Genomic DNA, 21,919 nt, shown 5'->3' with positions numbered 1-21,919 from the left:
CGCACCTTCCCCATCCCGACCGAAAGACCCGCCGGACGGGCTGAAAAGCGCAAGGCCGGCAGAACTGGAGCCGTATATGCATCTCGACCACTCCCACGACGGACCCTCCGCCGTCAGCGCCGACGCCCGTCGCCCCGACGGCTCTCGTCGTGCCCTTCGGATCGGGCTCGGTGGGCCCGTCGGGTCCGGGAAGACCGCTACCGTTGCCGCGCTCTGCCGGGCCCTGCGCGATGAGTTGTCCCTCGCCGTCGTGACCAATGACATCTACACGCGCGAAGACGCCGAGTTCCTGTTGCGCGAGGCCGTGTTGCCGCCCGAGCGGATCACCGCCGTCGAGACGGGCGCCTGTCCGCACACCGCCATCCGGGACGACATCTCCGCCAACCTCGAAGCCGTGGAGGATCTGGAGGACGAGGTCGGGCCGCTGCAGCTGATCCTCGTGGAGTCCGGCGGGGACAATCTCACCGCCACCTTCTCCAAGGGGCTCGTCGACGCGCAGATCTTCGTGATCGACGTCGCAGGTGGCGATGACATTCCGCGCAAGGGCGGGCCCGGGGTCACCACCGCCGACCTGCTCGTCGTCAACAAGACCGACCTCGCCCCTTACGTCGGCTCCGACCTCGCCCGGATGGCGGCCGACGCCAAGGCGCAGCGAGCCGAACTGCCGGTGGTGTTCCAGTCGTTGCGGGCCGAGGACGGGGTGCGGGACGTCGCCGACTGGGTGCGCGCTCAGCTCGCCGCGTGGTCGGCGTGATCGCGACCGGCGTCGCCGCCACCGCACGGATCGGCGCGCGCGGCGACGGCAGGGGCGGTACGGCGCTGCCCGTGCTGGAGGGCGACGGGCCGCTGGCGCTGCGGCGCACCCGGGGGAGCGGGAGCGAGGCCCGGGTCATGCTCGTCGGCGCGATGAGCGGGCCCCTGGGCGGTGACCGTTTCGCCGTCGAGGCCGATGTGGCGGAGGGCGCCCGACTGCACGTCGGATCCGCCGCCGCGACCATCGCCCTCCCGGGGCAGGCCAAGGGCGACGCCCGCTACGACGTCCGGCTCACCGTCGCCGACGGCGGCGAACTGCGCTGGCTGCCCGAGCAGTTGATCTGCGCCGGCGGCAGCGATCTGTACGTCACCACACGGGCCGACCTCGGTGCGAACGCCCGGCTCGTGCTGCGCGAGGAGCAGGTGCTCGGGCGGGTGGGGGAGGAGCCGGGGCGGCTCACCAGTCGGCTGACCGTGCGGATCGCCGGGCGGACCGTGCTCGATCAGGAACTCGCCTGCGGGCCCGGGTCGCCGGGCGGCTGGGACGGGCCCGCAGGTCTTGCGGGGCATCGCGCTGTCGGGCAACTCGTCGTCGTACGGCACGAGTTCGGGAGTGAGCCGGTTACCGCGAGGTGTCTCGGGGAGAGCGCCGTACTGATGCCGCTGCCCGGTCCCGCCGTACTCGTGACCGCCGTCGCGCCGGACGCGCGTGTACTGCGTCGGCTGCTGGACGAGGCGCTGGGGTCTCTCACTCCCGGGCGGTAGCCCGACTCCCCTTGCTCCAGGGGGCTCAGCCGAGCGGGATCCTCCGGAACCTGCGCTCCTTGTGTCCGCTCGCCTCGGCCTGCTTCGCCTTGACGACGGCCGCGTACTCGTCCACGTACTCCTGCTCGGAGAGGGACAGGATGGCGTACATGATCTCGTCGGTGATGGCGCGCAGGATCGCCTTCTCGTTCTCCATTCCGGCGTAGCGGGAGAAGTCGAGCGGCTTGCCGAAGCGGATGACCACGGGGTGGATGTTGGGGATGACCTTGCCCGGCGGCTGGGCCTCGAAGGTGCCGATCATCGCGCAGGGAATCACCGGCACTCCGGCCTTGAGGGCCATCACCGCGACCCCGACCTTGCCCTTGTACAGGCGGCCGTCGTGGGAGCGGGTGCCCTCCGGGTAGATGCCGAGCAACTCGTCCTTGCGCAGCACCCCGAGGCCCTCGCGGATCGCGGCCTTGCCCGCCTCCTTGCCGGAGCGGTCGACCGGAATCTGGCCGGCGCTGCGGAAGAAGAAGGCCGTGAGGCGGCCCTTGAGACCGGGGCCTGTGAAGTACTCGGCCTTGGCCAGGAAGGTGATGCGCCGCTTGAGGATCGCGGGCATCAGGAAGTGGTCCGAGAAGGAGAGGTGGTTGCCCGCGACGATGGCCGCTCCGGTGGACGGAACGTGTTCGAGGCCTTCTGTGCGGGGGCGGAAGACGAGTCTCAAAAGCGGGCCCAGCAACACGTACTTGAGCAGGTAGTAGAACAAGGAGTCGCTCCTCTACTCCGGCGGATCGGCTCAACTGCCGTGTTCCGGCAGGTCAACCGGCGTGTTGTGGGGGTGCCAGTGTAGGCGTCGGCGGTGGCGGCCGGAACCGGGCCGGGGACGAGTGGCGCAGACCTTTCCGACGACCTTGACAGGGTCCTCACGTCAGGTCAGAGCCGTACGACCACCAGTGCCGTGTCGTCCGTGGCGCCGCCCGAGGGCAGCAGGTCCAGCAGGACCGCGTCCGCGAGGGTCTCGGGGTCTTCGTGGCGGTGGGCGACGAGGGAGTCGGCGAGCCGGGCGAGACCGGCGTAGATGTCCTCGTATCTCCGTTCGACCAGTCCATCGGTGTACAGCACCAGCGTGGCGCCCTCGGTGAACCCGGTCTCCGCCTGCGGTCTCGGGATCGGGTCGGGGCGGGCGTCGAGCGGGGGGTCGGTGGCCTTGTCGAGGAACTCCACGCGGCCGTCGGGATGCAGCAGCGCGGGCGGTGGGTGGCCCGCGCTGCTGTAGGCGATGGCGTGGTGGTCGAAGTCGACGAACGTGGTGACCGCGGTGGCCGATTCGGCGCCGTCCACGACATGCGCGTACCGGCCGAGGACGTCGAGCGCCTGGGCGGGCCCCGCGGCGACGCGCGAGGCGGCGCTGAGGGCGCTGCGCAGCTGGCCCATGACGCAGGCGGCCGGAAGGCCGTGCCCGACCACGTCGCCGACGGACACGCCGAGGCGGTTGCCGCCGACCAGGTCCACCAGGTCGTACCAGTCCCCGCACACGTTGAGCGCGCCGACCGCGGGCCGGTAGCGCACGGCGACGGCCTGATGGCGGACCTGCCGGCGGGCGGGCAGCATCGCCTCCTGGAGGGCCAGGGCCACCTCCCGTTCGCGGGCGTGGGCCTGGCGGAGCCGGTCGTTGAGCTCCTGGAGCTCCCGGGCGCGCGTGTACAGCTCGGCCTCCAGCACCCGGGTCCGGGTGCCGCTCGGGCCGCCGCGGGCCCGGATCAGTTCCGTGACCTCCTCGACCCGGTGGGCCAGCAGTCGCACCTTTCCGTCGGGCCCGAGGACCGGGGCGTTGACCGGGCTCCAGTAGCGCTCCTCCCACTGTCCCGGCCGGTCGGGATACTCGACGTCGTATCGCTGAAGGGCCATGGTGTCGCGCTCGCCGGTGGCCAGCACCCGGCGCATCGAGGCCTCCACGTTGCGCATGCCCTTTGCGGATGGATTGTCAGGATTCTCCGGGAAGGCATCGAAGATGTGGTGGCCGACCACTTGCTCGCGTGTGCGCCCTGTCACGCGCAGGAAGTCCTCGTTGACGTCCGCGTAGACCAGGTCGGGCGTCAGGAGCGCCAAAATGCCGGGCAGGGCCTGGAAGACCGCCGCGTAGTCGATCGCCGTGTCGTTCATGGCTCCCGCCTCACCACCGGGGTCAACCCAGTTTGGCATGTCATGTCGCATATGTGATGAGTCCGCTGATCAATCCCTCGGTTCCGTGAGCGACTGCTCGGCCCAGATGATCTTGCCCTCGGGGGCGAAACGGGTGCCCCACCGCTCGGCGAACTGGGACACCAGCAGCAGCCCGCGGCCGCCCTCGTCGGTGACGCGGGGGTGGCGCAGATGCGGTGCGGAGGCGCCGCCGTCGAGGACCTCGCAGATCAGTGAGCGTTCCCTGATCAGCCGTAGCCGGATGGGTCCTGTGGCGTGCCGGATGGCGTTGGTGACCAGTTCGCTGACGACCAGCTCGGTGGTGAAGGCCAGCGGTTCGAGGCCCCACTCGGTCAGCTGGCGGGTGGCGTTCTTGCGGGCGTCGGCGACCATGGCAGGGTCTCTCGGCAGGTCCCAGTCCGCGACCTGGTCGTCGCCGAGCAACCGGGTGCGGGCCATCAACAGCACCACGTCGTCGTGCGGCCGCGCCGGGACCAGCGCGTCGACCACGGCCCTGGAACGCAGGGCGAGTGAGGGGGCGGGGCGCTCCAGGGCCGGCCGCAGCCGGTCGGGGTCCGCGTCGACGGCCCGGGAGTCCCCACGGGCCAGCAGACCGTCCGTGTACAGGGCGAGGGTGCTGCCCTCGGCCAGCACCGTCTCGACCGACTCGAACGGCGGACCGCCGATGCCGAGCGGCGGGCCCTGCGGCAGATCGACGAAGGTGACCTCGCCGTCGGGCAGCACCACGGCCGGGGAGGGATGGCCCGCGGCGGCCAGGGTGCACTGCCCGTCGACCGGGTCGTACACCGCGTACACACACCCGGACCCCACCGCCCGCATGCTGTCGGCGCCCTCCGCGTCCGGCGCCACACCGTCGTCCCGGGCCGACCGCCCGACCAGGTCGTCGAGATGCGCCAGCACCTCCTCGGGCCGCAGATCCAGTGCGGCGAGCGTCCGTACGGCCGTACGCAGCCGTCCCATCGCCGCGGCGGCGCCGATGCCGTGCCCGGGCACCTCGCCCACCACCAGGGCGACCCGCGCCCCGGACAGCGGCACCACGTCGTACCAGTCGCCCCCGAGGCCGGTCAGCTCGTCGGCGGGCCGGTAGCAGGCGGCGACCTCCACGGCGTCCTGCTCGGACAGCCGGTGGGGCAGCAGACTGCGCTGCAGGACCAGGGCCGCGTCGCGTTCGCGGGTGTAGCGGCGGGCGTTGTCCACGCAGACCGCGGCCCGCGACACCAGATCCTCGGCGAGCCGCAGATCGTCCTCGTCGAAGGGCTCCTTGCGGCGCCGCCGGAAGAACGTGGTGATCCCCAGGGTGACGCCCCGCGCGCGGACCGGCACGATCATCACGCTGTGCAGACCGAGCTCCCGGAAGGTGGCCTCCCGGCCGAGCACGTCCGTCGCCCACTCCCGGGCGAGCGGATCGAGCTGTTCCGCGCGCCAGGAGCTGCCGGTGGTCAGACACCGGATCGGCGGCGACCCGGCCAGGTAGGTGGCGACCGAGCCGATGCCGACGGCCTCGTCCTCGTCCACCGAGCGGTGGCCCGCCCGGCGCAACTGCACCGGCCCGCTGTCGCTCAGCGGCCCCGGCGCGGGCTCCCCGCCGCTCAGCACCGACTCCAGCAGGTCCACCCCGACCAGGTCGGCGAAGCCCGGCACGGCCACGTCGGCCAGCTCCTGGGCGGTGTGCACCACGTCCAGGGTGCGGCCGATGTGCCGGCCCGCCCGGTCCAGCAGGGCGAGCCGACGGCGGGCCTGGTGCCGCTCGCTGACGTCGACGACCGTGTAGTAGACGCCCATCGCCCGGCCCCGGTCGTCGTCGAGCCGGGTGAACGACATCATGTGCGCCGTCTCCCGGTGCGGGGCGGAGCGCACATGGCCCAGATGCTCGTAGCCGATCACCGGCTCGCCGGTCTCCAGCACGCGCCGCATCTGCGTCTCGACGCTCGCCGCGTCCAGACCGGGCTGTATGTCCCTGAGCCGTCGCCCGAGCCGCTGGTACGGCGGTCCGCCGCCGAACTCCTCCAGTGCGGCGTTGGACCAGACGAACCTGAGGTCGGTGTCCACGATCGCTATGCCGACGGGCGAGCGGGCCACCATCTGCTCCAGCATCGTCCGGCTCATGTCCCAGCCGGGCGCCTGATCCATCTCCGACAGCAGCGCCAGCCAGCGCGCCGGACCGTCCGGCTCCGGCGCGGCGACGACCCGCACCATGACCCGCAGCTCACGGCCGTCCGCGCGCCGGGCGGTCAGCAGTCCCGCCCAGCCGCCGTCCCGGCGACAGCGTTCGGCCAGTTCGGGGACGCGCGCCGCGTCCTCGGCCGACAGCAAGGCCGAGACCGGCCTGCCCACCACGTCCGCCGCACCGTACCCGAACAGCCGCTGGGCCCCGCTGGTCCAGCAGGTCACCAGGCCCTGGGCGTCGAGCAGCACAGGGGCGGCATCGGCCACGTCGAACCGATGCCGCTCCGCGGCGTGCTCCTCATGTGTGCCCACGGCCGCCTCTCCGTCCCTGGGGTCGCTGAGAGCGGTCCACGTCAGTGGTCTACCACCTCTGATCCCAGTGTTCACCCTCGCAGCGAGAAGGAGTGACGGCCACCGCGAGCCTCAGGCAAGCACCTTCTCCAGCGAGGCCAGCGCCCCGGTCAGCTCCTCGGCGCTGATCGTCAGCGGGGGTGCGAGGCGGATCGTGGAGCCGTGGGTGTCCTTGACCAGCACACCCTCCCGCATCAGCCGCTCACCGATCTCCCGCCCGGTGCCCACGGCCGGGTCGATGTCCACGCCCGCCCACAGGCCACGCGCCCGGAAGCCGACGACTCCCTTGCCGACCAGCGCCGCCAGACCGCCCCGCAGGACCACGCCGAGTTCGACGGCCCGGCGCTGGAACTCGCCCGTCTCCAGCAGCTCCACCACCGCCGTGCCGACCGCGGCGGCCAGCGGATTGCCGCCGAACGTCGAGCCGTGCTCACCGGGCCGCAGCACCCCGAGCACATCCCGCCGGGCCACCACCGCGGACACCGGGACGATGCCGCCGCCCAGCGCCTTGCCGAGGAGCAGCATGTCGGGCACGACCGACTCGTGCTCGACGGCGAGGGTGCGGCCGGTGCGGCCGAGACCCGACTGGATCTCGTCCGCGACGAACAGGCACCCCTTGCGCCGGGTCAGCTCCCGCACCCCGGCCAGATAGCCGTTGTCCGGGATGACCACGCCCGCCTCGCCCTGGATGGGCTCGATGAGCACCGCCGCCGTGGTGTCGTCGACGGCCTCCTCCAGCGCGGCCAGGTCGTTGTACGGCACGATCCGGAAGCCCGGGGTGAAGGGCCCGAAGCCCTGCCGAGCGGTCTCGTCCGTGGAGAAGGACACGATCGTCGTCGTACGGCCGTGGAAGTTGTCCGCCGCGACCACGATGGTGGCCTGGTCGGCCGGGACGCCCTTGACCTCGTACGCCCACTTGCGGGCCACCTTGATACCGCTCTCCACGGCCTCGGCGCCCGTGTTCATCGGCAGCACCATGTCCAGGCCCGTCAACGCAGCCAGCCGCTCGGCGAACTCGGCGAGCCTGTCGTTGTGGAAGGCCCGGGACGTGAGGGTCAGCCGGTCGAGCTGGGCGTGTGCCGCCTCGATCAGCGCCGGATGGCGGTGGCCGAAGTTCAGTGCCGAGTAGCCCGCCAGCATGTCGAGGTAGCGGCGGCCCTCCACGTCCTCCACCCAGGTGCCCTCGGCGCGGGCCACGACCACGGGCAGCGGGTGGTAGTTGTGCGCCAGGACCGGTTCCTCGGCGCGGATCAGATCGGTGGACGAACGGGTCTGCGCGGGAGCGGTCATGAGCGGATCTCCTGGGTGCAGCACTTGATGCCACCGCCGGCCTTGCGGAACTCCGACAGGTCGACGGGGACGGGGACATAGCCGCGGGCGTCCAGCCGGGCGGCCAGGGCCTCGGCCTGCGGCGCGATGAAGACATGACGGCCGTCGGACACGGAGTTCAGGCCGAACGCGGACGCGTCGTCGCGGGTGGCGAGCACCGCGTCCGGGTACAGCCGCGCGAGCACCTCACGGCTGCCCGGCGAGAACGCCTCCGGGTAGTAGGCGATGTTGTTGTCGTCGAGGACGAACAGCGCCGTGTCGAGGTGGTAGAAGTACGGGTCCACCAGCGTCAGGCTGATCACCGGGTGGCCGAAGAACTCCTGCACCTCCCGATGCGCCTCACGGGTGGTGCGGAAACCGGTGCCGGCGAGCACATAGCGGCCCGTCCACACCAGATCGCCTTCGCCCTCGCACACGGACTCGGGCCGGTACACGTCGAAGCCCGCCGTCTTGAACCAGGTCTCGTAGTGCGTGGACTCCGGGCGCCGCTCGGGTGCGTGGAAGAGGGATCCGAAGACGCGGCCGCCGACGACGACCGCCGAGTTCGCGGCGAAGACCATGTCGGGCAGGCCCGGGACCGGCTCCACCGTGTCGACGGTGTGGCCGTGGGCGCGGTAGGCGCGGATCAGCGACTGCCACTGCTCCTGGGCCAGATCGACGTCGACCCGGGTGTCCGGGTGCATCCAGGGATTGATCGCGTACTGCACGGCGAAATGTCTGGGTTCGCAGACGAGGAAGCGCCGTCGGCGCGGCACACGGCTTTCGGGCACAGAGGGGTTCCTCCGCTTCGTGCGGTGTGGACTGGGTTGACACCAAGGTAGGAAGGGATCGAGAAGCCCGACAAGGAACCAGGGCTGCGTCTTCGCGCAGGAATGCTGCGTTGTTCGGCTGCTCAGCGCAGGTCTGCTGCGCCGTCCGGTGCCGCGTGGCTGGCGCCCGCCTCCGGGCTTTCCGGGAGGAGATGGGACAGCACCATCACGCTGATCGTCTTCCGGATGAAGGGCTCGACGCGGATCCGCTCCAGCACCTCCTCGAAATGCTCCACGTCCCGCGCCCGGACGTGCAGCAACGCGTCCGCGCCGCCGGTCACCGTCATCGCCGCGGTGATCTCCGGATGGTTGCGGACCACCTCCGCGAGCCGCCGCGGCGGTGCCGCGCCCTCGCAGTACACCTCGACGTACGCCTCCGTGCGCCAGCCCAGCGCCGACGGCTTCACCGTGGCCGTGAACCCGGTGATCACACCGGTCTCCCGGAGCCGGTCCACTCGTCGCTTGACCGCCGTGGAGGACAGTCCTACGGCCGCGCCGATCTCGGCGAAACTGGTCCTGGCGTTCGCCATCAGGGCGGTGATGATCTTCCGGTCGAGGTCGTCGAACGGCGTGGGCCTGCTGTTCATGGCGGCACCCTATCCAGCGGAGACGTCCACACCTCGGCCCGTGTGCAGGCGTACGAATTGCTCCTACACTCCACGTTCATGCTGCGCGCCCTGGCTGTCGACGACGAAAGCCCCTCGCTGGAGGAACTGCTGTACCTCCTGCACGCCGACCCCCGCATCGGCAGCGCGGAGGGCGCGGGGGACGCCACCGAGGCGCTGCGCCGGATCAACCGCGCGCTGGAGTCGGGGCCGGCCGGGCCCGAGGCGATCGACGTCGTCTTCCTCGACATCAACATGCCCGGACTCGACGGACTGGACCTGGCCCGGCTGCTCACCGGGTTCGCCAAGCCGCCGCTGGTCGTGTTCGTCACCGCCCACGAGGACTTCGCCGTCCAGGCCTTCGACCTCAAGGCCGTCGACTACGTCCTCAAGCCGGTCCGCAAGGAGCGCCTCGCCGAGGCGATACGTCGGGCCGCCGAACTCATCGACTCCGGTCCGCGCATCCCCGTGCACGAGCCCGACCCCGACCACATACCCGTCGAACTCGGCGGGGTGACCCGGTTCGTCTCCGTCGACGACATCACCCATGTCGAGGCCCAGGGCGACTATGCCCGTCTGCACACCGACAAGGGCAGCCATCTCGTCCGTATCCCGCTGTCCACCCTGGAGGAGCGCTGGCGCTCCCGCGGCTTCGTCCGCATCCACCGCCGCCATCTGGTCGCCCTGCGCCACATCGGCGAACTCCGCCTGGACGCGGGCACGGTGAGCGTCCTGGTCGGTTCCGAGGAACTCCAGGTCAGCCGGCGGCACGCACGCGAACTGCGGGATCTGCTGATGAGGAGGACCTGACAGTGCCGAACCAGGACCCCGCCGAGCGCCGCGTCGTCGTCACCGGACCGCCCCGCCGCACCCGCCCCGCCTCCGGCTACTACCGCCCGCGCACCGAGATCGACGAGCAGACCACCCTCGGCCACACCTACGTCCGCTCCCTGATGCGCTCCCAGCTGCGCGCCGCCATGGCCGTGGTCGCCGTCCTCGGACTGCTCATCGGCCCGCTGCCGCTGCTGTTCGCCACCATGCCGGACTCCGACCGCCTGGAATGGACGGTCCTCGGCTTCTGCCTGTACCCCCCGCTCGTGCTGCTCGCCCGCTGGTACGTGCGGCGCGCCGAACGCAACGAGCGGGACTTCGTCCGCCTCGTCGAGGACCAGGACCGCTGAGGCGCCGTGAACGAGAACCTCGCCGTCCCCGCCGTCGCGCTCGTCGTCCTCGCGACCGTCTTCGTCGGCGCCTTCGGCCTGCGCATCTCCCGCACCACCTCGGACTTCTACGTCGCCTCCCGCACCGTCGGCCCCCGTCTGAACGCCGCCGCCATCAGCGGCGAGTACCTCTCCGCCGCCTCCTTTCTCGGCATCGCCGGCCTGGTCCTCGTCCAGGGCCCCGACATGCTCTGGTACCCGGTCGGCTACACCGCCGGATATCTGGTCCTGCTCCTCTTCGTCGCCGCCCCGCTGCGCCGCTCCGGCGCCTACACGCTCCCCGACTTCGCCGAGGCCCGCCTCGCCTCCTCGGCGGTACGGCGGCTGGCCGGAGCCTTTGTGGTCGGGGTCGGCTGGCTCTATCTGCTGCCCCAACTCCAGGGCGCCGGGCTGACGCTGACCGTGCTCACCGGCGCGCCCGACTGGCTGGGCGGAGTGATCGTGGCGGTCGTGGTGGTCGCCATCGTCGCCGCGGGCGGCATGCGCAGCATCACCTTCGTGCAGGCCTTCCAGTACTGGCTGAAGCTCACGGCCCTGCTGGTGCCCGCCCTGTTCCTGGTCGTCGCCTGGCAGGGCGACGGCGCCCCGCACCATGCCTTCGACGAACCCGCCGCCTTCCGCGAACAGCGCTCCGTCCGCGTCGACGACGGCCTCGACCTGCGCCTCGAGCGTCCGCTGACCGTCACGGTGAGCGGCACCGTCGACGGCCGCCCCCACGAGGACCAGCAGCTCCGGCTCTTCGCCGGCACCCACCGCATCGAGGCCGGCACCCAGCTCACGTTCGCCGAGGGCGCCGCCGTCCCCGAGGCCGAGCGCGACGGCGACGGCGGCCTGTCGCCCTCCCAGGCCGAGAGCCGCGGCGAACGCCCGCTGTACGCGACGTACGGACTGATCCTCGCCACCTTCCTCGGCACCATGGGCCTGCCGCACGTCGTCGTCCGCTTCTACACCAGCCCGCACGGCGTCGCCGCCCGCCGCACCACCGTCGCCGTCCTCGGCCTGATCGGCGCCTTCTACCTGCTGCCCCCGGTCTACGGCGCCCTCGGCCGCCTGTACGCCCCCGAACTCACCCTCACCGGCGACGCGGACGCCGCCGTCCTGCTGCTGCCCGAGCGGATGATCGGCGGCCTGGGCGGCGACCTGCTGGGCGCGCTGATCGCCGGGGGCGCCTTCGCCGCGTTCCTGTCGACCGCCTCGGGCCTGACCATGGCCGTCGCGGGCGTCCTCACCCAGGACGTCCTCCCCTCGCGCGGCGTACGGCACTTCAGGCTCGGCACGCTGCTCGCGATGGCCGTACCGCTTGCGGCGAGCGCCCTGGTCGGCGGGCTGCCGGTGGCCGACGCCGTGGGGCTCGCCTTCGCCGTGTCCGCCTCCTCGTTCTGCCCGCTGCTCGTGCTCGGCATCTGGTGGCGCAGGCTCACCCCGCAGGGGGCGGCCGCCGGAATGCTGGTGGGCGGCGGCTCCGCGCTGCTCGCCGTCGCCGCGACGATGGCCGGTTTCCCCGGCACCGGCGCCCTGCACGCCCTGCTCGCCTGGCCGGCGCTCTGGTCGGTGCCGCTGGGCTTCCTCACGATGATCCTGGTGTCCCTGGCCACCCCGAGCCGGGTACCGGCCGGGACGGCGGCGATCCTGGCCCGGTTCCATCTGCCGGAGGAGCTGGCCGGCGGACAGGTCAGACCGGAGGTGAAGGCATGAGCGGATTCATCGCCGGACTGTGTGTGGCGATCCTGCCGCTGCTGGCCGCGGGGTTCTGGCTCGGCCGGCGCACCGCGCGCCCCGAGAGCCAGGGCGGCCTCGGCACCCCCGTGGAACACGCCACCTTCGAGACCCTGCACACCGCCTCCCTGGCCGCGCCCCCGCTGCGGGCGGGCCTGACGGAGGAGACCGCCCGCAAGTCGGCCCGCCGGCTGCGCTCCCTGCTCGGCACGGACGCCCTGTGCCTGACCGACCAGAAGGGGGTGCTGGCCTGGGACGGAGTCGGCGGCCACCACCGCGCCGAGATCATGGAACGGCTCGCGGAACCGCTGGAGTCCGGCCGGGGCGAGGCGTTCCTGCTGACCTGCGACACCCCGGACTGCCCCCTGCGCTGGGCGGTCATCGCCCCCCTCACCGTCGACGACCGCGTCCACGGCGCCCTCGTCGCCTGCGCCCCCCGCGAGTCCGCGGTGCTGGTCCGGGCGGCCGGTGAGGTCGCGCGCTGGGTCTCCGTCCAACTGGAGCTGGCCGACCTCGACCAGTCCCGGACCCGCTTGATAGAGGCCGAGATCAAGGCGCTTCGGGCCCAGATATCCCCGCACTTCATCTTCAACTCACTCGCGGTGATCGCGAGCTTCGTCCGTACCGACCCCGAGCGCGCCCGCGAACTGCTCCTGGAGTTTGCCGACTTCACCCGCTACTCGTTCCGCAGGCACGGCGACTTCACCACCCTCGCCGACGAACTCCACGCCATCGACCACTATCTGGCGCTGGTGCGGGCCCGATTCGGCGACCGTCTCTCCGTCACCCTCCAGATCGCCCCTGAGGTGCTCCCGGTCGCCCTGCCCTTCCTCTGCCTCCAGCCGCTTGTCGAGAACGCCGTCAAACACGGCCTGGAGGGCAGGACCGACAAGTGCCGGATCAGCATCACCGCGCAGGACGCGGGGGCGGAGGCGCTGGTCGTCATCGAGGACGACGGCGTGGGCATGGACCCCGTCCTGCTGCGCCGCATCCTCGCCGGGGAGGTCAGCCCGTCCGGAGGGATCGGCCTTTCCAACGTCGACGACCGGCTCCGTCAGGTCTACGGAGACGACTACGGCCTCGTCATCGAGACCGCCGTGGGGGCGGGGATGAAGGTCACCGCCCGGCTGCCCAAGTACCAGCCGGGCGTGCACTCCGCGGGCAGGCTGACCGGCGCCTGAGCGTCACGAGCCGCGGGTGACCACCATGCCGAGGGTGATCAGCCCGAGCACGACCCAGCCGAACCACAGCCAGCCGTTGCTGCCGAGCGCCACCGTGTAGGCCGTCACCACGACGAGTCCGCCGACGGTGAGCACCCCCATCGTTCGCGTAGAACCGTCCGTAGAACCGGGCATCGCAACACCCTCCTCCTGGTTCGTCCCCCACCATGGTGCCCCCGTTCCGCGTGCAGGACACCCAACGCGCCGCCCGGTTCGAACATACGTCCGGACCGTTCAGTTCCCCCGTGCGTTGAGTGAGGCCAGATAGGCGTTGTAGGCCTCAAGCTCCTTGTCGCCGTCGCGGGCCGCGGCGCGGTCCTCGCGGCGGGCCTGCCGCTGCTCGGAGGCGTACCACTGGAACAGCAGCGCGATCAGCACCAGGACGGACGGGATCTCGCTGAACGCCCAGGCGATACCGCCGGCGGCGTTCTGGTCGGAGAGCGCGTCGATGCCGAGCGAGGCGGGCGGGTTCTTGAACGTCTCGACCATGGGCGTGGACGCCATCATCAGCGCGATGCCGAAGAAGGCGTGGAACGGCATGCCCGCGAACAGCTCCAGCATCCGCATCAGATAACCGGGCCGGTGCGGTCCCGGGTCGACGCCGATGATCGGCCAGAAGAACACCACACCCACGGCGAGGAAGTGCACCATCATCCCGATATGCCCGACCTTGGAGCCCATGAGGAAGTCGAAGAGCGGGGTGAAGTACAGCGCGTAAAGGCTCGCGATGAACAGCGGAATGGTGAAGGCCGGATGCGTGATGATCCGCATGTAGTGGCTGTGCAGCAGCGCCAGCAGCAGTTCGCGCGGCCCCTTGCGCCCCCTGCCCGCGACCGGCAGCGCGCGCAGCGCGAGCGTGACCGGGGCGCCGAGCAGGATCAGGATCGGCGAGAGCATGCTGATCACCATGTGCTGCACCATGTGCACGCTGAACATGACCATGCCGTAGTCGTTCAGCTTGGTGCACATCACCAGCGCCACGGTCAGCACACCGACGACGTACGACACCGTGCGGGCCACCGGCCAGGAGTCCCCGCGCCGCCGCAGCCGCACGACCCCCCAGCCGTACAGGGCGAGCCCGAGCAGACAGGCGACGAGGAAGAACGGATCCGGCGACCATTGGAGCCCCCGCCCCAGCGTGAACGGCGGCAGATCCATCATCATGCCGTGCCCGCTGTGATCCATCCGACGGCTCCTGTTTCGTGGGGGTTGTGCAAGTCTGTCCGGCCCCACATTAGAACGGCCCCCGGCCACACTCGTGACCGGGGGCGGTTTGTTCTCGGCTGGACTACAGGACGCACTCCGCCTCGGTGTACCGGTCCTCCGGCACCGTCTTCAGCGTCTCCACGGCCTCGGCCAGGGACACCATCACGATGTCGGTCCCGCGCAGCGCGGTCATCATGCCGAACTCGCCGCGGTGCACGGCCTCCACCGCGTGCCATCCGAAGCGGGTGGCGAGCACACGGTCGTACGCGGTGGGCGTGCCGCCGCGCTGCACATGCCCGAGGATCACCGGCCGCGCCTCCTTGCCGAGCCGGTGCTCCAGCTCGATGGAGAGCTGCCGCGCGATGCCCGCGAAGCGCTCGTGGCCGTAGACGTCCTTGCCGCCCTCGTCGAACTCCATGGAGCCCGGCGCGGGCTTGGCGCCCTCGGCCGCGACCACGATCGCGAACCGCTTGCCCGCCTCGAACCGCTCGCCGACCTTGCGGGCCAACTCCTCGATGTCGAAGGGCCGCTCGGGGACGACGACGGCGTGCGCGCCGGCCGCCATGCCGGAGTGCAGCGCGATCCAGCCGGTGTGGCGGCCCATGACCTCCACGACCAGCACCCGCTGATGCGACTCGGCGGTCGTCTTCAGCCGGTCGAGCGCCTCGGTCGCGACACCGACCGCGGTGTCGAAGCCGAAGGTGACGTCCGTGACGGCGATGTCGTTGTCGATGGTCTTCGGCACGCCCACGATGGGCAGGCCGGCGTCCGACAGCAGCCGGGCCGCCTTCAGCGTGCCCTCACCGCCGATCGGGATGATCGCGTCGAGCCCGAGCTCCTCCACATGGCCCTTGGCCCGCTCCACGCCGTCCCGCAGATGCGAGGGCTGGACCCGGGAGGAACCGAGGATGGTGCCGCCGCGGGCGAGGATGCCGCCCACCGCGTCGAGGTCGAGCTTGAGGTAGTCGCACTCCAGGAGGCCCTTCCAGCCGTCCCGGAAACCGATGACCTCGTCGCCGTGGTCGACGACGGCACGGTGCACGACGGACCGGATGACGGCGTTCAGGCCGGGGCAGTCGCCGCCGGACGTGAGGACACCAATGCGCATAGCCCGAAATACCTTCTCAACGTGGGCCGGGGACCGGACCACGCTGTCCGGCTTGATCCCGGCCACCCTACCGGCGTGAGGGGGTGGCACCGTACCGGGCGTCCGCCTGCTGGACGCGCCCGCACATGTGAGCGGACGTGCCGTCAGGCGGGCCCGGTGAGCACGGTGGCAGGGCGCGCTGGAAGGCGGCTTCAGTACCTCTGGAGCACCCGGGTCACGCCGGCTGCTGGGCTGCCGCGATGCGCTCGTTGCGCAGCGCCTCGTACCAGCGGTCGTCGGTCGGCGGCAGTGCGTTGACGTCCAGCGCCAGCTTCAGCAGCAGATCGGCGATGAGCGGATTCCGGGCGAGAACGGGGCCGTGCATGTACGTACCGAAGACCGTGTCGTTGTACGCGCCTTCCGTGCCGTCGCCCGTGCCGTTGCCGTTGCCGAGGCGGACCTGGGCGAGCGGGCGGGCGGTCGGGCCGAGGTGGGTGACGCCCTGGTGGTTCTCGAAGCCGGTCAGCGGGGGCAGGCCGAGGCGCGGGTCGATGTCGCCGAGCACGTCACCGACGCACCGCTCGCCCTCGCCGCGCACCGACACCACGTCCAGCAGACCGAGGCCGGGCTCGCGCTGGCCGAGGTCGTTGACGAACTCGTGGCCGAGGATCTGGTATCCGGCGCACACGGAGAACACGATCGCGCCGTTCTCCACGGCTCGGTACAGGCCGCCGTCGCGGCGCAGCCGCTCGGCCGCGAGCCGCTGCGGCCGGTCCTCGCCGCCGCCGATCAGGTAGATGTCCCCGGAGGTCGGGATCGGCTGGTCGCTGCGCACGTCGAGGCGGGCCACGTCCAGGCCGCGCTGCCGGGCCCGGCGCTCCACCACGAGGACGTTGCCCTGGTCGCCGTAGGTGCTCAGCAGGTCGGGATAGACCCAGACGACGCGCAGTTGGTTGTCGCTCACTTAAGTCCCCTGAAGTCTCTCGGTTCAGTTGCCGACGCGGCGGCGCAGGTCCTGGAACGCGGTGTAGTTGGCGATGACCTCGATCCGTCCCGGCGGGCACTGCTGCACGGCCTGGTCGAGGTTCTCGCAGACCTGGAAGTGCTGGTTCGCCACTTCAAGCCGCACCGCGAGGTCGAGCTTGCGGTCACCGATGACACAGATCGGATGCCCGGTCAGACGCGTGTAGTCGACGTCCCACAGCCAGGAGGTGTCGGTGCCGTCGGCGCCGCGCGCGTTGACCGAGAGGATCACCGGGGTGGGCGGCGGGTCGATCAGGGAGAACGTTTCGAGCCAGCCGGCCGGGTTCTTCGCGAGCAGCAGGCGCAGGTCGCGGCCCTGGAACTGGACGACGTCATAGCGTCCGGCGACGGCCTGTACCTGGTACATGCGCTCCAGGGCCACCTGCGGCGGCACCCCGAACACGGCGGCGACGGCGGCCGAGGAGGCGGCGTTGGCCTTGTTGGCGCGGCCCGGCAGCTGGAGATGGATGGGCCAGGCGGAGCCGTGCGGGTCGAGGACATGGTCCCCCGACAGCGCCCAGCTCGGCGTCGGCCGCCGGAATCCGCACTCGCCGCAGAACCAGTCGTCGCCCGGACGCTGCATCACGCCGCCGCAGGACGGGCAGGACCAGGCGTCGTCCTTCCACATCTGCCCGGCGGCGACCCAGATCACATTGGGGGAGGAGGACGCGGCCCACACCACCAGCGGGTCGTCGGCGTTGGCGACGATCACGGCCTTGGACCCGGCGAGCCCCTCACGCCAGTTCTCGGCGAGCATGCGGGTCTCGGCGGCACGGTCGAGCTGGTCGCGGGAGAGGTTCAGCAGGGCGATGCACTTGGGGTCGGTGTCCCGGGCGACGCCGGCGAGGTACTTCTCGTCGACCTCGATGACGCCGTAGCGGGCGTCCGAGCCACCCGCCAGCGCGGAGGTGATTCCGGCGGGCATGTTTGCGCCGAGCGCGTTGGAGACGACCGGGCCCGCGGCGCGCAGCGCCTCCGCGATGAGCCGGGTGGTCGTGGTCTTGCCATTGGTCGCCGACACCAGGATCACGTCCAGGTTCTGCGCGAGCCGTGCGAGGAGGTCGGGGTCGAGCTTGAGCGCCACCCGGCCACCGATCACCGAACCGCTGCCGCGCCCAGCGGCGCGCGATGCCGCCGCGACCGCCTTGCCCGCGGTAACGGCGATCTTGGCCCGCGGAGTGAGCGGGTCCGAGTTGCCTGCCATCAGTCCTCGATCCTCCCAACGTCGTAGGTGGTCAGCCTATCGAGATCCATTCGCACTCCCGAATCGGCCGTAATCTTGCGCCCATGCGACACGGCTCGATTCCGGGCGCCCATGGGCGTGTCCGGCCCCTCACCCTGCTCGGCGACCCGGCTCTGCACACCCCCGCGAAGGAGGTCATCGACTTCGGCCCCGAACTGGCGAGGCTCGTCGAGGACATGTTCGCGACGATGTACGCGGCCCAGGGCGTGGGCCTCGCGGCGAGCCAAGTCGGCGAGCCGCTGCGGGTGTTCGTCTACGACTGCCCCGACGACGAGGACGTACGGCATCTGGGCCATGTGGTGAACCCGCGGCTGGTGGAGGCCGACGGGGTGGTGGTACGGGGTCCCGAGGGCTGCCTGTCCCTGCCGGGTCTTGAAGCGGGGACGGAACGCTACGACCACGCCGTGGTCGAGGGTTTCACGATGACGGGCGAGCCGGTGACGGTGCACGGGACGGGTTTCTTCGCGAGGTGTTTGCAGCACGAGTGCGACCACGTGGAGGGGACGGTGTACGCGGACCGTGTGACGGGTTGGCGGCACCGGCGGCTGATGCGGCAGGTGGCGCGAGCCTCCTGGGGCAGGTGACTCAGAAACCGGGGCCACCCATCCTGTCGCCGGCCGCCGCGAGACGACCCCACAGCAGATCCGCCAGACTCCGCACCAACTCGGCCCGGGAACAGGGCCGTTCCCCCAGCCACCAGTCACCGGCGGCATGCATCATGCCGACGATCCCGTGCCCCCACACCCGGGCCAACTGCTGGCTTCCGGGCCCGAGGTCCAGCCGCTCCTCGATGACCTGCGCCAACTCCTCGCCCATCCGCCGCAGCAGAGGCGCCGAGTGCTTGCCGACGTCGAACCCCTGGTCCCCGCTCTGCCCGCCCTCGGCCGGATGCATCAGGAACCGGTACACCTGAGGACGCGCCTCGATCGCGGCGAGGTAGGTGTCCAGCGTGGCCTCCACCCGCTCCCGTCTCCCCGCCGGAGCGTCCAGCGCGGCCCGCAGGGAGTCCAGCAACGCGTCGGTGTGCCGCTTGGCCAGGGCCGCGTAGAGGCCGCCCTTGTCGCCGAAGTGCCGGTAGAGAATCGGCTTGGTGATGCCGGCCTCGGCCGCGATGGCGTTCATCGAGGCCCCCGGGCCGTCGCGCAGCACCACCCGGTCGGCGGCCTCCAGCAGCTCGCGCCGACGGCGATCCGCGGACCGCTGCTGCTCGGTCCGCTGTGTGGTGTCCATGTGCTCTCCCCACCCGTGCTGTTTCGGTGACGCCTGCGCAAACTAACACTCAACACGCTCCTGACATCGAACGGGCTGCCGACCGGTCATCAGGAGTTGACTTTTCCTACCCGTCGGTAACAGACTGCGGTTACCGCAAGTAACATGCACGTGCGCAGCCGCTGGAGGGGACATGGCCGAGTTCACCATGGAGCTCAACGACGAACAGAAGGAGGTCCGGGACTGGCTGCACGGTTTCGCCGCCGATGTCATCCGCCCCGCGGCCGCCGAATGGGACGAGCGTGAGGAGACTCCCTGGCCGGTCATCCAGGAGGCCGCGAAGGTCGGCATCTACTCCCTCGATTTCTACGCCCAGCAGTACTTCGACCCCACCGGCCTCGGCATACCCATGGCGATGGAGGAGCTGTTCTGGGGCGACGCGGGCATCGCCCTGTCCATCGTCGGCACCGGCCTCGCCGCCGTGGGCGTCCTCGCCAACGGCACCGAGGAGCAGATCGGCACCTGGATCCCCCAGATGTACGGCGACGCGGGCGATGTCAAGGTCGCCGCTTTCTGTTCCTCCGAGCCCGACGCCGGTTCCGATGTGGCCTCCATGCGCACGCGTGCCGTGTACGACGAGGCCAAGGACGAGTGGGTGATCAACGGCACGAAGACCTGGGCGACCAACGGCGGTATCGCCAACGTCCATGTCGTCGTCGCGGTCGTCGACCCCGAGCTCGGCTCCAAGGGCCACGCCTCGTTCATCGTCCCGCCGAACACGCCAGGGCTGTCCCAGGGCCAGAAGTTCAAGAAGCACGGCATCCGCGCCTCGCACACCGCCGAGGTCGTCCTGGAGAACGTCCGGGTGCCCGGCTCCTGCCTGCTCGGCGGCAAGGAGAAGCTCGACGAGCGCCTGGCCCGTGCCCGAGAGAGGGCGAAGGCGGGCGGCGAGCGAAGCGAGATGGGGGTCCCCCCGGCCGGAGGCTGGGGGAGGGTGAAGAACGCGGCGATGGCGACCTTCGAGGCCTCGCGCCCGGCCGTCGGTGCGATGGCGGTGGGCACCGCTCGGGCCGCGTACGAGGTGGCTCTGGAGTACGCCACGACGCGTGAGCAGTTCGGCCGCCCGATCATCGACAACCAGGGCGTCGCCTTCCAGCTCGCGGACATGCGTACGTCCATCGACGCGGCGCGGCTGCTGGTGTGGCGGGCGTCCTGGATGGCGATCAGCGGGAAGCCGTTCACGGCGGCCGAGGGCTCGATGTCGAAGCTGTTCGCGAGCGAGACCGCGAAGAAGGTGACCGCCCAGGCGATCCAGATCCTGGGCGGGAACGGCTACACGCGGGAGTATCCGGTGGAGCGGATGCACCGGGATGCGGCCATCTACACGATCTTCGAAGGGACCAGTGAGATCCAGCGACTGGTGATCGCCCGGACTCTCTCGGGGATGCCGATCCGCTGACGGTGAAATACCGCTCACCACATCACGGGCAGGGTCTCGGGCCCGCGGATCAACGCGCCCTTCTTGAACGGCACTTTGTCCGGCGGCACGGCAAGCTTCAGCCCGGGCAGCCGGTCCAGCAGCGCGTCCACCAGGAGCTGCGACTCCATGCGCGCCAGCATGCCGCCGGGGCAGTAGTGCGGACCGCAGCCGAAGGACATATGCGGGTTCGGCGAGCGAGAGAAGTCGATCGTCTCCGGGAACGGGAAGACGTCCGGGTCACGGTTGGCGGCCAGGTACGACACATAGATCGCGTCTCCGGCCCGGATCCGTACACCTTGGACGCCCACGTCCTCGGTGGCGATCCTCGACAGGCCGACCGCGTTGCGGTGCGGGATGTAGCGCAGCAGCTCGTCGATGGCCTGGGGCCGGATCTCCGGCTCCGCGCGCAGGCGTTCGGCGAGGTCGGGGCGGGTCAGCAGGATGTAGAACATCTGCCCGCTGTTGTTGGTGACCGCCTCGTCGCCGATCTGGAGGAGCACCGCGAGGCCCACGGCCTCCTCCAGTGTCACCTCGCCCCGGCCCACGGCGGCGCCCAGCAGGGAGGTGACGTCCTCGGCGGAGCTGCCCTCCCTGAGCCCGATGAGATCGGCGAAGTAGGCGCCCATCTCGTTCCTGGCCTTCTCGCTGACGTCCGCGGAGGACAGGATCAGCTGGGTCCAGGTGTGCATGATGTGGCGGTCCCCGGCCGGCACGCCCATCAGCTCGCAGATCACCGCGATGGGGAAGGGCGAGAGGACGGTTGCGGTGAGGTCGGCCGGCGGCCCGTCCTGGAGCAGCTCGTCGACCAGCTCGTCCAGCACCCGGCGGGACATGTCGCGGATGCGCTCAACGCCCTTCGCCGTGAACGCGGCGGCAACCGAGCGGCGCAGCCGGCTGTGGTCGGGCGGGTCGAGGAAGCCGACCGCGCCGCGGGCCGGGATGAAGTGCGGGGCGAGCCGGGTGACCGGCCGGTCCATGACGGCCTCACGGCTGAACCGGGGGTCGTTGGTCACCATGCGTACGTCCTCGTACCGGGTGACCAGCCAGGCCCAGCCCTCGCCGTTGGGCAGCTGGATCCGGGTGATGGGGCCTTCCCGCATCAGCTCGGTCAGTACCGGGTCGAAGTCGACGCCGGTCAGATCGAGGGCCGGCCAGTGCCGGATCGGGGGGAGGATCTCGATGAGCGTCTCTTCGGTCATGCCGCCTCTCAGAGGGTGGTCCAGTCCACGATCACCCGAGAGAGCGACGACTTCGCGCGGGGCTGCTCCGAACGCGGGACGACGGTATGGGCGAGCCCCCTACGGAGCGCTTCCACTGCTGTGCGCAATACACGCCACATCAATACGATCGGCAAGCTTGGCCAGCTCGATCGTCAACGCGGCCACCGTGTCCTCATCGAGCTGCTCCCCGGCCTCGACAAGATGCAGCCACCGCCCACCCACGGTCCGCAACAACTTGCTCACATCGGCGGCAGCCACCTGCAAGGTCCCGCGGTCGTCGACGATCAGAGGCAGAGTCACTTCGCGGTTCACAAACGGGATGGTAGCCGC

Annotated in this window: 22 protein-coding genes; 8 read left to right on the top strand and 14 right to left on the bottom strand. The window is 71.0% G+C overall.

The window, feature by feature from the left end:
• Positions 1-76 precede the first annotated feature (76 nt).
• Positions 77-754 (top strand): urease accessory protein UreG, encoded by a 678-nt coding sequence (gene ureG / locus H4N64_RS13745; protein ID WP_186282565.1) that lies wholly within the window; start codon positions 77-79, stop codon positions 752-754.
• The gene (locus H4N64_RS13740) at positions 751-1,518 is read left to right on the top strand and encodes an urease accessory protein UreD (RefSeq protein WP_186282672.1); all 768 of its coding nucleotides are present in this window, start codon (positions 751-753) and stop codon (positions 1,516-1,518) included. Before ureG ends, H4N64_RS13740 begins: the two co-directional genes overlap by 4 nt.
• Before the next feature lie 25 nt (positions 1,519-1,543).
• Here the strand turns inward: H4N64_RS13740 and H4N64_RS13735 are convergent, their stop codons facing one another.
• The 6 genes from H4N64_RS13735 to H4N64_RS13710 form a co-directional block, all read right to left on the bottom strand.
• On the bottom strand, positions 1,544-2,269 hold the full coding sequence (locus tag H4N64_RS13735) for a lysophospholipid acyltransferase family protein (RefSeq protein ID WP_186282564.1): 726 nt from the start codon (positions 2,267-2,269) through the stop codon (positions 1,544-1,546).
• A gap of 167 nt (positions 2,270-2,436) precedes the next feature.
• The gene (locus H4N64_RS13730) at positions 2,437-3,666 is read right to left on the bottom strand and encodes a PP2C family protein-serine/threonine phosphatase (protein WP_186282563.1); all 1,230 of its coding nucleotides are present in this window, start codon (positions 3,664-3,666) and stop codon (positions 2,437-2,439) included.
• A gap of 69 nt (positions 3,667-3,735) precedes the next feature.
• Complete coding sequence (locus H4N64_RS13725; RefSeq protein ID WP_186282562.1) at positions 3,736-6,183, bottom strand: SpoIIE family protein phosphatase; 2,448 nt, start codon at positions 6,181-6,183, stop codon at positions 3,736-3,738.
• A gap of 111 nt (positions 6,184-6,294) precedes the next feature.
• Positions 6,295-7,512: an ornithine--oxo-acid transaminase gene (gene rocD / locus H4N64_RS13720; RefSeq protein WP_186282561.1), complete on the bottom strand. Its 1,218-nt coding sequence runs from the start codon at positions 7,510-7,512 to the stop codon at positions 6,295-6,297.
• Positions 7,509-8,321 (bottom strand): dimethylargininase, encoded by an 813-nt coding sequence (gene ddaH, locus H4N64_RS13715; RefSeq protein WP_186282560.1) that lies wholly within the window; start codon positions 8,319-8,321, stop codon positions 7,509-7,511. The genes rocD and ddaH overlap by 4 nt, the downstream gene beginning before the upstream one ends.
• A 122-nt stretch (positions 8,322-8,443) precedes the next feature.
• Positions 8,444-8,947 (bottom strand): Lrp/AsnC family transcriptional regulator, encoded by a 504-nt coding sequence (locus tag H4N64_RS13710; protein ID WP_186282559.1) that lies wholly within the window; start codon positions 8,945-8,947, stop codon positions 8,444-8,446.
• 78 nt (positions 8,948-9,025) lie between these two features.
• On the opposite strand from H4N64_RS13710, the gene H4N64_RS13705 reads away from it, so the two are divergent.
• From H4N64_RS13705 to H4N64_RS13690, 4 genes are read left to right on the top strand one after another with little or no spacing between them, the layout of a single operon-like run.
• Complete coding sequence (locus H4N64_RS13705) at positions 9,026-9,775, top strand: LytR/AlgR family response regulator transcription factor (RefSeq protein ID WP_186282558.1); 750 nt, start codon at positions 9,026-9,028, stop codon at positions 9,773-9,775.
• A 2-nt stretch (positions 9,776-9,777) separates the two neighbouring features.
• Positions 9,778-10,146 (top strand): hypothetical protein, encoded by a 369-nt coding sequence (locus H4N64_RS13700; protein ID WP_186282557.1) that lies wholly within the window; start codon positions 9,778-9,780, stop codon positions 10,144-10,146.
• Positions 10,147-10,152: 6 nt separating this feature from the next.
• A complete protein-coding gene (locus tag H4N64_RS13695; protein WP_186282556.1) occupies positions 10,153-11,880 on the top strand; it encodes a sodium:solute symporter family transporter in 1,728 nt (575 codons plus the stop codon).
• Positions 11,877-13,082 carry a sensor histidine kinase gene (locus tag H4N64_RS13690; RefSeq protein WP_186282555.1) on the top strand — a complete coding sequence of 402 codons (1,206 nt, stop codon included), beginning with the start codon at positions 11,877-11,879 and terminating at the stop codon, positions 13,080-13,082. The genes H4N64_RS13695 and H4N64_RS13690 overlap by 4 nt, the downstream gene beginning before the upstream one ends.
• A 3-nt stretch (positions 13,083-13,085) precedes the next feature.
• On the opposite strand, the gene H4N64_RS13685 is transcribed toward H4N64_RS13690, so the two are convergent.
• From H4N64_RS13685 to H4N64_RS13665, 5 genes are all read right to left on the bottom strand, one after another.
• A complete protein-coding gene (locus tag H4N64_RS13685) occupies positions 13,086-13,256 on the bottom strand; it encodes a hypothetical protein (RefSeq protein ID WP_186282554.1) in 171 nt (56 codons plus the stop codon).
• 99 nt (positions 13,257-13,355) lie between these two features.
• Positions 13,356-14,306 carry a cytochrome c oxidase assembly protein gene (locus tag H4N64_RS13680; RefSeq protein WP_186282553.1) on the bottom strand — a complete coding sequence of 317 codons (951 nt, stop codon included), beginning with the start codon at positions 14,304-14,306 and terminating at the stop codon, positions 13,356-13,358.
• Positions 14,307-14,409: 103 nt separating this feature from the next.
• Positions 14,410-15,435: a 6-phosphofructokinase gene (locus tag H4N64_RS13675; protein ID WP_186282552.1), complete on the bottom strand. Its 1,026-nt coding sequence runs from the start codon at positions 15,433-15,435 to the stop codon at positions 14,410-14,412.
• 214 nt (positions 15,436-15,649) lie between these two features.
• The gene (locus H4N64_RS13670) at positions 15,650-16,378 is read right to left on the bottom strand and encodes a glutamine amidotransferase (RefSeq protein ID WP_186282551.1); all 729 of its coding nucleotides are present in this window, start codon (positions 16,376-16,378) and stop codon (positions 15,650-15,652) included.
• Between the two features lie 24 nt (positions 16,379-16,402).
• Positions 16,403-17,641, bottom strand: coding sequence for a MurT ligase domain-containing protein (locus H4N64_RS13665; protein WP_186282550.1), 1,239 nt, complete (start codon positions 17,639-17,641; stop codon positions 16,403-16,405).
• Positions 17,642-17,724: 83 nt separating this feature from the next.
• On the opposite strand from H4N64_RS13665, the gene def reads away from it, so the two are divergent.
• Complete coding sequence (gene def, locus H4N64_RS13660) at positions 17,725-18,264, top strand: peptide deformylase (protein ID WP_186282549.1); 540 nt, start codon at positions 17,725-17,727, stop codon at positions 18,262-18,264.
• A gap of 1 nt (position 18,265) precedes the next feature.
• Here def and H4N64_RS13655 read toward each other — a convergent pair whose 3' ends face one another.
• Entirely contained in the window at positions 18,266-18,910 is a 645-nt protein-coding gene (locus tag H4N64_RS13655; protein WP_186282548.1) for a TetR/AcrR family transcriptional regulator, read from the bottom strand.
• Positions 18,911-19,082: 172 nt separating this feature from the next.
• Here H4N64_RS13655 and H4N64_RS13650 point away from each other — a divergent pair, with 172 nt between their 5' ends.
• Positions 19,083-20,348 (top strand): acyl-CoA dehydrogenase family protein, encoded by a 1,266-nt coding sequence (locus H4N64_RS13650; RefSeq protein WP_186282547.1) that lies wholly within the window; start codon positions 19,083-19,085, stop codon positions 20,346-20,348.
• Between the two features lie 14 nt (positions 20,349-20,362).
• On the opposite strand, the gene H4N64_RS13645 is transcribed toward H4N64_RS13650, so the two are convergent.
• Both H4N64_RS13645 and H4N64_RS13640 read right to left on the bottom strand, forming a co-directional pair.
• Positions 20,363-21,568 carry a cytochrome P450 gene (locus H4N64_RS13645; RefSeq protein ID WP_186282546.1) on the bottom strand — a complete coding sequence of 402 codons (1,206 nt, stop codon included), beginning with the start codon at positions 21,566-21,568 and terminating at the stop codon, positions 20,363-20,365.
• 99 nt (positions 21,569-21,667) lie between these two features.
• On the bottom strand, positions 21,668-21,901 hold the full coding sequence (locus H4N64_RS13640) for a DUF6213 family protein (RefSeq protein WP_186282545.1): 234 nt from the start codon (positions 21,899-21,901) through the stop codon (positions 21,668-21,670).
• Positions 21,902-21,919: the final 18 nt, after the last annotated feature.

Source organism: Streptomyces cupreus (assembly GCF_014257025.1).
In the GTDB taxonomy this organism is placed as follows: domain Bacteria; phylum Actinomycetota; class Actinomycetes; order Streptomycetales; family Streptomycetaceae; genus Streptomyces; species Streptomyces cupreus.
Note: the sequence above shows the minus strand (reverse complement) of the source record. Positions and strands in the feature narration are given on the sequence as shown.